The organism is Streptomyces sp. NPDC057280, assembly GCF_042668605.1.
Taxonomy (GTDB): domain Bacteria; phylum Actinomycetota; class Actinomycetes; order Streptomycetales; family Streptomycetaceae; genus Streptomyces.
The window spans coordinates 621,959-634,496 of sequence record NZ_JBHUYR010000001.1; the positions used below are offsets into that span (position 1 = coordinate 621,959).

General features: G+C 71.1%; 9 protein-coding genes and 1 pseudogene. 4 read left to right on the forward strand and 6 right to left on the reverse strand.

Annotated elements, in window-relative coordinates; all coding sequences use genetic code 11:
- The first annotated feature begins 3 nt into the window (after positions 1 to 3).
- Positions 4 to 879 carry a geranyl diphosphate 2-C-methyltransferase gene (locus ACFUO4_RS02785; protein WP_079309432.1) on the forward strand — a complete coding sequence of 292 codons (876 nt, stop codon included), beginning with the start codon at positions 4 to 6 and terminating at the stop codon, positions 877 to 879.
- Between the two features lie 137 nt (positions 880 to 1,016).
- Positions 1,017 to 3,104 (forward strand): NAD-dependent DNA ligase LigA, encoded by a 2,088-nt coding sequence (ligA, locus tag ACFUO4_RS02790; protein WP_383479216.1) that lies wholly within the window; start codon positions 1,017 to 1,019, stop codon positions 3,102 to 3,104.
- A gap of 58 nt (positions 3,105 to 3,162) precedes the next feature.
- Here ligA and ACFUO4_RS02795 read toward each other — a convergent pair whose 3' ends face one another.
- Entirely contained in the window at positions 3,163 to 3,849 is a 687-nt protein-coding gene (locus tag ACFUO4_RS02795) for a TetR/AcrR family transcriptional regulator (protein ID WP_383479219.1), read from the reverse strand.
- Positions 3,850 to 3,902: 53 nt separating this feature from the next.
- Between ACFUO4_RS02795 and ACFUO4_RS02800 the strand changes: the two genes are divergently transcribed.
- The gene (locus tag ACFUO4_RS02800; protein ID WP_383479222.1) at positions 3,903 to 5,024 is read left to right on the forward strand and encodes an FAD-dependent oxidoreductase; all 1,122 of its coding nucleotides are present in this window, start codon (positions 3,903 to 3,905) and stop codon (positions 5,022 to 5,024) included.
- A 34-nt stretch (positions 5,025 to 5,058) separates the two neighbouring features.
- Here ACFUO4_RS02800 and ACFUO4_RS02805 read toward each other — a convergent pair.
- A pseudogene (locus ACFUO4_RS02805) lies at positions 5,059 to 5,136 on the reverse strand (VOC family protein); the annotation flags it as partial.
- A 147-nt stretch (positions 5,137 to 5,283) separates the two neighbouring features.
- Between ACFUO4_RS02805 and ACFUO4_RS02810 the strand changes: the two are divergent.
- On the forward strand, positions 5,284 to 6,189 hold the full coding sequence (locus ACFUO4_RS02810) for an NAD-dependent protein deacetylase (protein ID WP_383479225.1): 906 nt from the start codon (positions 5,284 to 5,286) through the stop codon (positions 6,187 to 6,189).
- Between the two features lie 61 nt (positions 6,190 to 6,250).
- Here the strand turns inward: ACFUO4_RS02810 and ACFUO4_RS02815 are convergent, their stop codons facing one another.
- From ACFUO4_RS02815 to ACFUO4_RS02830, 4 genes are all read right to left on the reverse strand, one after another.
- A complete protein-coding gene (locus ACFUO4_RS02815) occupies positions 6,251 to 8,371 on the reverse strand; it encodes a PQQ-dependent sugar dehydrogenase (protein ID WP_383479228.1) in 2,121 nt (706 codons plus the stop codon).
- An 80-nt stretch (positions 8,372 to 8,451) separates the two neighbouring features.
- A complete protein-coding gene (locus ACFUO4_RS02820; protein WP_383479231.1) occupies positions 8,452 to 9,615 on the reverse strand; it encodes a sugar phosphate isomerase/epimerase family protein in 1,164 nt (387 codons plus the stop codon).
- Between the two features lie 195 nt (positions 9,616 to 9,810).
- The gene (locus ACFUO4_RS02825) at positions 9,811 to 10,962 is read right to left on the reverse strand and encodes an inositol-3-phosphate synthase (protein ID WP_383479234.1); all 1,152 of its coding nucleotides are present in this window, start codon (positions 10,960 to 10,962) and stop codon (positions 9,811 to 9,813) included.
- Between the two features lie 327 nt (positions 10,963 to 11,289).
- Entirely contained in the window at positions 11,290 to 12,510 is a 1,221-nt protein-coding gene (locus tag ACFUO4_RS02830; protein ID WP_383479237.1) for a Gfo/Idh/MocA family protein, read from the reverse strand.
- Positions 12,511 to 12,538 lie beyond the last annotated feature (28 nt).

A 12,538-nucleotide genomic window follows, 5' to 3' on the forward strand; every position in this document is an offset into this window, starting at 1 on the left:
TCAGTGACCACAGAAATCACCCCCACCGTCTCTGCGACGATCCCGGCCCCCGCGACCCCCTACCAGGGGGACATCGCCCGGTACTGGAACAACGAGGCGAGGCCGGTGAACCTGCGCCTAGGTGACGTGGACGGGCTCTACCACCACCACTACGGCATCGGCCCGGTCAACCACGAAGCCCTCGGCGATCCGGAACACAGCGAGTACGAGAAGAAGCTCATCGCCGAGCTGCACCGACTGGAGTCCGCCCAGGCCGAGTTCCTCCTGGACCACCTCGGCCCCGTCACCGCCGACGACACCCTCGTGGACGCCGGCTGCGGGCGCGGCGGCTCCATGGTCATGGCCCACCAGCGCTTCGGCTGCAAGGTCGAGGGCGTCACCCTGTCCGCCACCCAGGCCGACTTCGGCAACGGGCGGGCGCGGGACCTGCGGATCCAGGACCATGTGCGCTCCCGGGTGTGCAACATGCTCGACACCCCCTTCGAGAAGGGCAGCATCACCGCGTCGTGGAACAACGAGTCGACCATGTACGTCGACCTGCACGACCTGTTCGCCGAGCACTCCCGCTTCCTGAAGGTGGGCGGCCGGTACGTGACCATCACCGGCTGCTGGAACCCCCGCTACGGCCAGCCGTCGAAGTGGGTCTCCCAGATCAACGCCCACTTCGAGTGCAACATCCACTCGCGGCGTGAGTATCTGCGGGCGATGGCCGACAACCGGCTCGTGCCGCAGACCGTGATCGACCTGACCCCGGACACCCTGCCCTACTGGGAGCTGCGGGCGACGTCGTCGCTGGTCACCGGGATCGAGGAGGCGTTCATCGAGTCGTACCGGGACGGCTCCTTCCAGTACGTGCTGATCGCGGCCGACCGGGTCTGACGGCTGGCGACGGCAGGCGTGGCGGCTCGGTGAGGGCCGCCACGTCTTGCGTATGATCACCGGCCGCCCGGTGGGGCTCGCCTCGCGCGCCGGTCGGCGGCGGGGCGTTGTCAGTGGCGGCGTGCAAGATGATCCGCATGACGACACCAGCTGCACAGATCGTGGATGCCGCCGCCTACGCGCAGGCGGTCGAGGACGCGGTGAAGGCCTCGGCCGCCTACTACGAGGGCGGCACCTCGCCCCTGGACGACGACACCTACGACCGGCTGGTGCGCGGCATCGCGCAGTGGGAGGACGCCCACCCCGACCAGGTGCTCCCCGACTCCCCCACGGGCAAGGTCGCCGGCGGCGCGGTGGAGGGGGACGTCCCGCACACGGTGCCGATGCTCAGTCTCGACAACGTCTTCTCCGCCGCGGAGTTCACCACCTGGGCCGCCTCACTGGCCCGCCGCATCGGCCATGACGTCACCCGTTTCAGCAGCGAGCCGAAGCTCGACGGGCTGGCCATCGCCGCCCGCTACACCCGCGGCCGGCTGAGACAGCTGATCACCCGCGGGGACGGCACGGCCGGGGAGGACGTCAGCCATGCGATCGGCACCATCGAGGGCCTGCCCGACACCCTGTCCGAGCCGGTCACCGTGGAGGTCCGCGGCGAAATCCTGATGACGACGGCCCAGTTCGAGCACGCCAACGAGGTGCGCACGCAGCACGGCCAGCAGCCGTTCGCCAATCCGCGCAACGCCGCGGCCGGCACCCTGCGCGCCAAAGAGCGTACGTACACCGTACCGATGACGTTCTTCGGCTACGGCCTGCTCCCGCTGCCCGGCACCGACACCGCTCTCGCCGACCGGCTCGGAAAGAGCGCGCACAGCGAACTGATGGCGCAGGCAGCCGCGTTGGGGGTGAACACCACCGCGTCGACCTCCGTGCCCGGCACCACCGCCGACGGCGTCGAGGAGGTGCTGGCCCGGGTCGAGGAGATCGCCGCGCTGCGCGCCGAGCTGCCGTTCGGGATCGACGGCGTCGTCATCAAGGCCGATCTGGCCGCCGACCAGCAGGCCGCCGGTTCCGGCAGCCGCGCCCCGCGGTGGGCGATCGCCTACAAGCTGCCGGCCGTGGAGAAGATCACGCGGCTGCTGGAAGTGGAGTGGAACGTGGGCCGCACGGGCATCATCGCCCCGCGCGCGGTCCTGGAACCGGTCGAGATCGACGGCTCCACCATCACCTACGCCACCCTGCACAACCCGGCCGACATCACGCGCCGCGACCTGCGCCTGGGCGACCACGTCATGGTCTACCGGGCCGGCGATGTCATCCCCCGCGTCGAGGCCCCCGTCGCCCACCTGCGCACCGGCGACGAGCAGCCCATCGCCTTCCCCGAGGTGTGCCCGCGCTGCGGGTCGGACATCGACACCAGCGAGCAGCGCTGGCGCTGTACCAACGGCCGCAACTGCCACCTGGTCGCCTCCCTCTCCTACGCCGCGGGCCGCGACCAGCTCGACATCGAGGGCCTCGGGCACACCCGGGTCGTCCAGCTCGTCGACGCCGGTCTGGTCGCCGATCTCGCCGATCTGTTCACCCTCACCCGCGAGCAGCTCCTGGCCCTGGAGCGGATGGGCGAGACCAGTACGGACAACCTGCTGTCCGCGCTGACCGCGGCCAAGGGGCAGCCGCTGTCCCGGGTGCTGTGCGCGCTCGGGGTGCGGGGCACCGGCCGGTCGATGTCCCGGCGGATCGCCCGTCACTTCGCGACCATGGACCACATCCGGGCCGCCGACGCCGAGGCGATGCAGCAGGTGGAGGGCATCGGCACGGAGAAGGCGCCGTCCATCGTCGCCGAACTCGCCGAACTGGCCCCGCTCATCGACAAGCTCGTCGCGGTCGGGGTCAACATGACCGAACCCGGCGCGACGCCGCCGCCCGCTGCGGACGCCGGCCCTGCCGAAGCGCCCGAGGAGGCTGCGACAACGGACCTGCCGCTGGCGGGGATGACCGTCGTCGTCACCGGCTCCATGACCGGTGCTCTCGAAAAGCTCTCCCGCAACCAGATGAACGAGCTCATCGAACGCGCCGGCGGCCGCTCCTCCTCCAGCGTCTCCAAGAAGACGACCCTGGTGGTCGCCGGCGAGGGCGCCGGCTCCAAGCGTGCCAAGGCAGAGGACCTCGGCATCCGGCTCGCCGAGCCGGACGAGTTCGCCGCACTCGTCGCCGGCTTCCTGTCCTGATCCGCACGAACGGGGTCTTCGTCGGCGTCCCCTGCTTCGGGGATCCCGGCGAAGGCGCTCAGGACCGGGCGAGTCTGGCGGCCACGGCGTCGAGGACCCAGTCCAGGCCGGCCTCGAAGGATTCCTCGGCGTCCACGTGCGTGGCCTCGTGGACGGCCTTGGACAGCGCCGGGAAGCGTCCCGTGGCCAGCATCCTCGTCACGTGCGGGCCGTTGGCGCGCTGCCAGGCGCTCTTGGACCGGCCCGTGGCGCGCTCGGCGCGCAGGTTCGCCACCTCGCGTCTGATCGCACCGGTGGTGTAGGCGCTCACGGTCTCCGCGGCGCGCATGGCGGTGTCGATGTCGGCGAGTCCGTCCAGCGCGGCCAGTCTGGCCTCGGTCACGGCGAGGCCGTTCGGGCCGAGGGTCGGACGGCTGCCGAGCAGGTCGGCCAGCCATTCGTGGCGGAGCACGGTCTGCCGAGTGCGGTGGGCGAGGACGCGCAGAGTCTCCCGCCAGTCAGCGGGCCGCGCCTCGGGGAGGATCTCGGCCTGGACCTCGTCCACCATGAGGTCGAACAACTCCTCCTTGGTGGCGATGTAGCCGTACAGCCGCATCGGTCCGGCCTTCAGGCGGGCGGCGACCTTGCGCAGTGACACGTCGTCCAGTCCGCCCTCGTCGGCCAGCGCGATGGCGGCGGCGACGATCCGCTCCCGGTCGAGCGGTACGGGGCGCGTCGGCGGCTCCGGCCGGTCCCACACAGTCATGGCCACATCGTACTGTTGCGATGCGGCGTATCATAGCAATACAGTGTATCGACATGAGGCATCGTATCGCCGTGGTCGGAGCCGGTCCCGCCGGTCTCACCCTCGCCCGTGTCCTGCACCGCCACGGTCACCCCGTCACCGTCTTCGAACGCGATCCCGCCCCCGATGCCCGGCCTCCGGGCGGCACGCTGGACCTGCACGCGGGGTTGGGTCAGCTCGCCCTGGACAAGGCGGGGCTGCTGGCGGAGTTCCGGGCCCTGTCCCGCCCCGAGGGGCAGGCCATGCGCATCCTGGACACGGACGGGACGGTTCTGCGCGACTGGCGCCCCCGCCCGGGCGACGAGGCCAATCCCGAGATCGACCGGGGGCAGCTCCGCGACCTGCTGCTCGGCCCGCTCGACGTGCAGTGGGGCCGGGGCGTGGCAGAGGTGGTGCCGCAGACCCACGACGATGGCGCACTCGTCCGCTTCGAGGACGGGCGGCCGGAGGCATACGACCTCGTGATCGGCGCGGACGGCGCCTGGTCCCGGGTCCGTCCGGCCGTCTCGTCGGTGACGCCGCACTACACGGGGGTCACGGCGGTGGAGACCTCCCTCGACGACGTCGACGCGCGCCATCCCGAGCTCGCCCGGCTGATCGGTGACGGCTCGCTGGCCGTGTACGGGGTGAACCGAGGTCTGGTCGCGCAGCGCAACAGCGGAGGCCACGTCAAGGTGTACGCCCAGTTCCGGGTGCCGCAGGACTGGCACAGGGACCTGGACCTGTCCGACGTCGACTCCACCCGGTCGAGGCTCCTGGCCCTGTTCGACGGCTGGGCCGCTCCCGTTCTCGAACTCCTGCGCCGCGGCACCGCTTTCACCCCTCGCCCGCTGTACGTCCTCCCCGTGTCACACACCTGGGCGCACGTCCCCGGGGTGACGCTCCTGGGCGACGCCGCCCACCTGATGCCGCCGTTGGGGGCGGGCGCGAACCTCGCGATGCTGGAGGGCGCCGAACTCGCCGAGGCCGTCGCCGCCCGGCCTGAAGACCTGGACAAGGCCGTCCGCGTCTTCGAGGAACAGATGTGGGCACGAGCGGGCCGGTGGGCGGAGATGACGACGGCCGGCCTGGAACGCCTCGTGAGCCCCGACCCCGCCCAGGCCCTGACCCTCTTCGACGAGGTGCAGCCGTCCTGATGCAAGGGTGCACGGCCAGCCGGGCCGGGGTCGGTCAGGCGCGGTCGTGGAGCGTGAGCTGGTAGCCGCCGGGGTCGGCGAACGTGAAGGTGCGGCCGAAGGGGCCTTCGAGGCCAGAATGCTGGCCGGCCTGACCGAGAGCGAACAGTCGGAGGCGTTCCGGTTCCTGCAGAGCACGGTCCGTTCCCTGCGCGATGCCCCTGGGGACGCCTAGCGGATCAGGAGCCGAAGCCCCGCGCGGTTTCGTACGCTGGCGGACATGCGGATGCGTCCCACCCTTCACTGGACCCCTCCCTCCGACCTGCCTCCGGGCACCACCGATCTGCGGCCGGTGGTCGAGGCGGTGCGCGCCGGTGGTGTCCTCGTGCTGACCGGGGCGGGCATCTCCACGGAGTCGGGCATCCCCGCCTACCGGGGCGAGGGCGGCAGTCTCAGCCGGCACACCCCGATGACGTACCAGGACTTCACCTCCAGCCCGCGCGCCCGGCAGCGGTACTGGGCGCGCAGTCATCTCGGGTGGCGCACGTTCGGCCGCGCGCTGCCCAACGCCGGTCACCGGGCCGTGGCCGCGTTCGCGCGGCACGGGGTGCTCTCGGGCGTGATCACGCAGAACGTCGACGGTCTGCACCAGGCCGCGGGCAGTGCGGGGGTCGTGGATCTGCACGGGCGGCTGGACCGGGTCGTGTGTCTGTCGTGCGGAGCGACCAGTCCGCGCGGCGACCTCGCCGTACGGCTGGAGGCGGCCAACGCCGGATTCGCGCCGACGGCCGCGGAGATCAACCCCGACGGAGACGCCGATCTCACCGATGCCCAGGTCGGTGACTTCCGGGTCGTGCCCTGCGGGGAATGCGGCGGCGTGCTGAAGCCGGATGTGGTGTTCTTCGGTGAACCGGTGCCGGTCCAGCGGATCGAGCACTGCCGGCGGCTGGTCGAAGAGGCGTCCTCGCTGCTGGTCCTGGGCTCCTCGCTCACGGTGATGTCGGGGCTCAGATTCGTCCGTCAGGCCGCCCGGGCCGACAAGCCGGTCCTCATCGTCAACCGGGACCCGACCCGGGGCGACCAGTTCGCCGTCACCCGCGTCGCGCTCCCCTTGGGGACCGCCCTCACCACGATCGCCGACCGGCTGCACATCGCCGTCGACGACGGGCAGCCGGCGGCGTGGTGAAGTGGAACGCGGGGCGCCCTGGTGAGGGCGCCCCGCTGGTGTGTTCTCTGTCGTCAGTCGGTCAGTCCTCCGGGGTCAGGGCGACCTCGGCGCTGCCCGACAGGGACGGCAGGCCCGCCGGGGGCGTGTCCGTGTAGGTGGCGTTGAAGACCGCCTTCAGGTTGTCCGAGCCGGAGTGACCGCCGTCCACGAACGTCTTGAAGGAGCCGGAGCAGCCGTTGCTGGTGGACAGCGGGTGGCCGTGGGTGTCGTGGCCGAGGATGAAGGAGACGCTGACCTTGGCGCAGTCCACGGGCTGGTCGTCGGTGACGGTGACCTGCCAGGTGACCGTGTCACCCCAGTGGAACGGGGTGCCGCCGTGCGGGGCCGGGTCGGTGGTGAGCGAGACGACCGGCGCCTTGTTGCCGACCACGACCGGAACCGAGGCGGAGGCCGAACGGCCGGTGCTGTCGGTGACCTTCAGCGTGGCGTCGTAGACCCCGTTCTTGTCGAAGGTGTGCTTCGGGTTCGCCTCCCTGGAGTCGACCGTGCCGTCGGCGTCGAAGTCCCAGGCGTAGCGCAGGGCGTCGCCGTCGGCGTCCTTGGTGCCGGCGCTGGAGAACTGGACCGTCAGCGGACTGGTGCCGTTGACCACGTCCGCCGCGACCTTGGGCTCCGGGGTGCGGTTGCCCCGGACGAAGTCGATGCGGGAGAGCTGGGCCTCGGGCAGTTCCGCGAAGTACCCGGTGCCGTACTCCAGAACGTACAGCGCGCCGTCGGGGCCGAACTCCGCATCGATCGGGCCGTCCGTGACGATCCCGGGGATCGCGTCCTCGATCTTCAGGACCTCGTTGTTCTTGCCCAGGGTGAGCGCTTTCATCTGGTCGCGGGTCCACTCGTAGAAGAGCGGCTTGCCGTCGAAGTACTGGGGCCAGCGGTTGGCGGCCTTGTTGTGCTTGTCGTAGCGGTACGCCGGGCCGCCCATCGGGCCGATGCCACCGGTGCCGAGTTCGGGGAACTTCGGGGTGGCGCCGTAGCCGTAGACGATCTCCGCGTTCTCGACCGGGGGCAGTTCGCTGCGGCCGGTGTTGTGGCGCGAGTCGTTGACGGGCTTCGCGCAGTTGAAGGCGCCGCTGGAGGTCTGGGTGGCGAAGTCGTAGTCCTGGTAGGGCTGGTCCGTGGTCACGCAGTACGGCCAGCCGTAGTTGGCCGGACGGTCGATGACCATCCAGCGGCCCTGACCGGCGGGGCCGCGGCCCGGGTTGGCGGTGTTGGCGTCGGGTGAGTAGTCGGCGACATAGACCTCACCGGTCCTGTCGTCCACGCCGAAGCGGAAGGGGTTGCGCAGGCCCATGGCGTAGATCTCGGGCCGGGTCTTCGCGGTGCCCGGCGCGAAGAGGTTGCCGTCGGGTATCGCGTAGCCGCCGTGGCGCTTGACCTTGATGCGCAGGACCTTGCCGCGCAGGTCGTTGGTGTTGCCCGCGGTGCGGCGCGCGTCGTAGGCGGGGTTGCGGTCGGGGCGGTCGTCGAGCGGGGCGTAGCCGTCGGAGGAGAACGGGTTGGAGTCGTCGCCGGTCGACAGGAACAGGTTGCCCTTGTGGTCGAAGTCGATCTTGCCGCCGACGTGGCAGCAGATGCCGCGGTCGGCGGGCACGTCGATGATCTTCTGCTCGGTGTCGTAGTCGAGCTTGTTGCCGACGAGCTTGAACCGCGAAAGCCGGGTGACGCCCTTGTACTTGGCGAAGTCCGCGGCCGTGCCGAACTGCGGTGCGTCGCCTTCGTTGACGCCCGGCGTGGCGGGGTCGTCCATGGGGGTGTCGAGGCGGGGCGAGTAGTAGAGGTAGACCCAGTGGTTCTTGGCGAACGCGGGGTCGATGGCGATGCCCTGCACGCCTTCCTCGTCGTGCTGGTAAAGCCCCGCGGGGCTCTTCTTCATGTCGGCGGCAAGGAAGTTGACGCCGCTCTTGGGGTCGTGGATGCGGACCTCGCCGGTGCGTGCCGTGTGCAGCACCCGCCGGTCGGGCAGGACGGCCAGGGCCATGGGCTCGCCCGGGCGGTCGTTGAGGGTGACCTTCTGGAAGTCCGACGAAGTCGGCGGGGTGGGGTCCGACGGGTGGGCCTGGGCTGCGGGAAGCGGCAGCAGCCCGACGGCTCCGGCCAACGCGGCCGCCCCGAAGAGGGTGACGATCCGTCTGTTACGCACTCAGAACTCCTTTGGTCTGGCCGGCGGGTGACAAGAGACCAGGTGGAAAGCCGGGTGAAGGCACGGCAGGTGACGTCGCGTCAGTTGCAGGCGCGCAGGGCCGCGAGGTTGTCGTAGCCGATCTTGGCGAAGTCCAGGGACTGGCCGGGCACGGTCGTGCTCGGTGCGTTGTCCTGCTCGACCATCGGGTTGTGGTAGTTCTTCGCGCCCACCCGGGTGAAGAACTTCCGGTAGTCGATGTCGCCCGTGCCGAAGGGCACCATGTCGTAGCCCAGGCCGCTCTGGAGGTTCACGACGCCGTCCTTGGCGTGGAAGAGCGGGAAGCGTTGGGTGTTGCGGACCACGAGCGCCGCCGGGTCGAAGACGTCCTCGCGCTGCGAGCCGTCGTGGGCGGTGTACGTGTGGAACTTGTACTGGGCCACGTGGGCCCAGAACACGTCCAGCTCCAGATACACGTTCTTGCGGTCCGTCACCTTCAGGAAGTACTCCAGCTTCCGGATGCCGGAGCTGCGGGTCGGCTGGCCCTGGGCGTCGAGCGGGCCGCCGTCGAGGAGGAAGTCGTAGGCCGCGTCGTGGTTGTGGGTGTAGAGCTTGATGCCCTCGCGGCGGGCGATGGCGCCCAGGGTGTTCCACTTCTCCGCGGCCACGTCCCAGTCCGCGCGGAAGCGGGTGTTGGTGGGGTCGGCGCCGGTCCCCATGTGCTCCATGCCGAGGATGTTGGCGATCTCCAGGAAGCGCTTGAAGGTGTCGAGGTCGGACGAGGTCAGCGGCCAGGACGGCGGGATGTAGCCGTGGCTGCCCTGCGCCCGCAGGCCGTACTCGTCGAGCCAGGAACGCATGAGCTTCGCGCCCGCCACCGTGCCCAGATCGGCGCCGCCGGGCGCGTTGGCGTGCTGGCCGTAGCCGGCGAACTCCACCTGGCGGTAGCCGAACCGGGACAACTGCCGGAACACCTCGCGGAAACCGGAGGGCAGGTCGGAGGCGAGCGGATCGCGGCCGATCGCGTCACGGACGGTGTAGAGGATGATGCCGCGCTTGTGCGGGGGCACCAGAGCGGAACGCCCCCGGTCACCGGCGGCGGCTTCGGCTCTGTCCTGCGCGAGGGCGGGCGAGGCGCCGAAGACCGGGGCGGCGATCGCCACGGCGGCGGTGGCGGTGCAGGTGCTGAGGAAACGGCGGCGGCTGACGCCGAGCGTGCGGCGCAGGGCGTCGTCGGTGACGGCTTCGTCGTTGAACGCGGTCACAGGGGTCTCACTTTCGTTGTCGCGATGCTGCGGGTGCCTGACGGACGCCGTCTCACCAGAGGGCCGGCGAGCCGCAGGAGGTGGCCGCTGGGCGGCCGGACAGTGCGCGCGGGGGGTGGAGTTCAGAACGAGCGGACCTTCGTCGTCGCTCGTGAGGGGAGGCGGCTTGGGCTGCTGCCGCCCGGGGATGAGGGGTCAAGAAGCGTTGCGCAGGCGGTCGGCGAACGACAGCAGCGCCGTGAACTGCTCCGTCAGCCCCGACGGTCCCGCGTCGGGGTCCTTGAAGTAGAAGCCCAGCTCCGGAAGGGGGCCGGACAGGCCCGCCTCGTGGGCGCGGGCGACCAGGCGGGCCAGGTCCAGCACGAGCGGAGCGGCCAGGGCCGAGTCGCAGCCCTGCCAGATGGTCTGCAGGATCATGCGCGAGCCGAGGAAGCCCTCGAAGGCCACGTGGTCCCAGGCGGTCTTCCAGTCGCCGAGCACGGGGACGTCGTCGATGTGCACCTCGCCCTGCGGGGTGTGTCCGAGGGTGTCGGCCAGGACGCGTTCCTTGCCTGCGTTCTTCGCCGCCGCCGCGCCCGGGTCGGCCAGCGCCGCCCCGTCGCCGCCGCCGAGGAGGTTGGTGCCGGACCAGGCCCTGACGTGCAGGGCGCGTTGGACGAACATCGGGGCGAGCGCGGCCCGCAGCAGCGTCTGGCCGGTCTTGCCGTCGCGGCCCGCGTGGGGAAGTCCGGCGGCCGCGGCGGCTTCGGTCAGGGCCGGGGTGCGCAGCCCGGTGGACGGCGTGAAGTTGACGTAGGGGCAGCCGGCGCGCACGGCGGCGGCCGCGTAGAGGGAGCTGGCCGGCAGCCGTACGGCGTCGGGTGCGGGCAGCGGCTCCGTGGAGGAGACGTTGACCACGACCACGCGGGCCAGTGCGTGGCGTTCGCGGAACGCGGTGAGGTCGGCGGCGAAGTCCGCGATGAGTTCCTCGTCGTCGCGAGCGTCGTCCGGGAGCGGGCCGCCGATGCGTATCTCCTCGTCGGCGGCCCGGAGTTCGGCGCGTACGGCGGGGGCGAGCCCGTGCGGCAGGACGCCTGCCTCGGTGAGCTGTTCGGCCCGCTTGGGCAGCGGGCAGTGGGCGGTGTCGTGGCCGCCGAAGACGAGCGTGGACAGGGCCGGCAGACCGGCGCCGTCGAACGGCTGTGTCTCGGTGACCATCCCGGTCGGCGCGTGCAGTCCGGCGGTGACCGCCGCGCATCCGGTGACGGCGGTGGTGGCGACCGATCCGCGGGCTCCGACGAACCAGACGCCGGTGCGCGCGGTGCGCTCGCCGGTCCGGGGCTGCGATGCGTTCACGTCGTTGTTCACGAACTGCCTCCGTGCCATGTCGCTGTGCCGAGGTGGTGTGGAGGACGGTGGGTGGGTGGCCCGGAGGCCTCCCGCCCACCGCCGGCATTCGGCGGCTTCGGCCGCACTCCGGGAGGGCTGATCCCGGATGCGGTTACGGGGGTTGGGTCGGTCTCGGGAGTCGGCCGTACGACCTGTCGGCGCCGTCAGTGTCGAACCACTGTGTGGTTCCTGTGCACGAAAGGGACCGTAGCCCCGTTCGTCTGCGGCGGGAACCCCTTGTGCACGAAGAAGACAAACTTCTTCCCGAGCGAGGACAAAGCGCAGTCACGGCCAAGCAACTCCACTTCACCGCCGGTCGGTTGTCGCGACCGGCGTGTAGACGGAGTTCTTCTCGGCGCTCTCCTCCACCGCGGCGAGCACCCGCTGCACCTGGAGCCCGTCCGCGAAGGACGGCATCGGGTCGGTGCCGGACGCGATGGCCTCGACGAGGTCGCGGGCCTGGTGGACGAAGCTGTGCTCGTAACCGAGGCCGTGGCCCGGCGGCCACCACCCCTCCAGATAGGGGTGATCCGGTTCGGTGACGACGATCCTGCGGAACCCCGCCGTCGCGGCGGGCTCCTGATGGTCGTGGAAGGACAGCTCGTTGAGGCGCTCCAGGTCGAATGCGAGCGAACCCAGCTCGCCGTTCACCTCCAGCCTCAGGGCGTTCTTGCGGCCCGACGCCATCCGGGTGGCCTCGAACACGGCGAGCGTCCCCGAGGAGAACCGGCCGGTGAAGACGGCCGCGTCATCCACCGTCACCGGCCCGCGCCGAGAGCCGCCCGAAGCGGTCAGGCCGGAGGAGGCACCGTCCAGGCGCGGCCGTTCCTTGATGAAGGTCTCCACCTGCGCCGAGACCCCGACCAGCGGCTCCCCCGTCAGATACTGCGCGAGGTCGACGATGTGCGCGCCCAGGTCGCCGAGCGCCCCCGAGCCCGCGTGCTCCCGCTGGAGCCGCCACGTCAGCGGGAAGTCGGGGTCGACCAGCCAGTCCTGGAGATAGCTGACCCGCAGGTGACGCAAGGCTCCGAGCCTGCCGTCGGCGATGAGCCGGCGGGCGAAGGCGAGGGCGGGCACCCGCCGGTAGTTGAAGCCCACCATCGCCAACTGCCCACGGGCCCGGGCCGCTTCGGCGGCCGCGACCATGGCCTCCGCCTCGGCGACCGAGTTGGCCAGGGGCTTCTCGCACAGTACGTGCTTGCCCGCCTCCAGTGCCGCGATGGCGATCTCCGCGTGGCTGTCACCCGGTGTGCAGACGTCGACGAGCTGGACGTCGTCGCGGGCTATGAGGGCACGCCAGTCGGTCTCCGCCGCCGCCCAGCCGTGCTTGGCGGCCGCAGCCCGCACGGCGTCCGCGTCGCGGCCGGCGATCGCGGCCAGGACCGGCCGCAGCGGCAGGTCGAACACGTGCCCGACGGTGCGCCATCCCTGTGAGTGGGCGGCACCCATGAACGCGTAGCCGACCATGCCCACGCCGAGCGTCGGCGGTGCGGTCCGGTTGTCCCTCGGTTCCCTACGGACTTCCATACGGATTTCCTCCTCGTCGGAGTGTCAC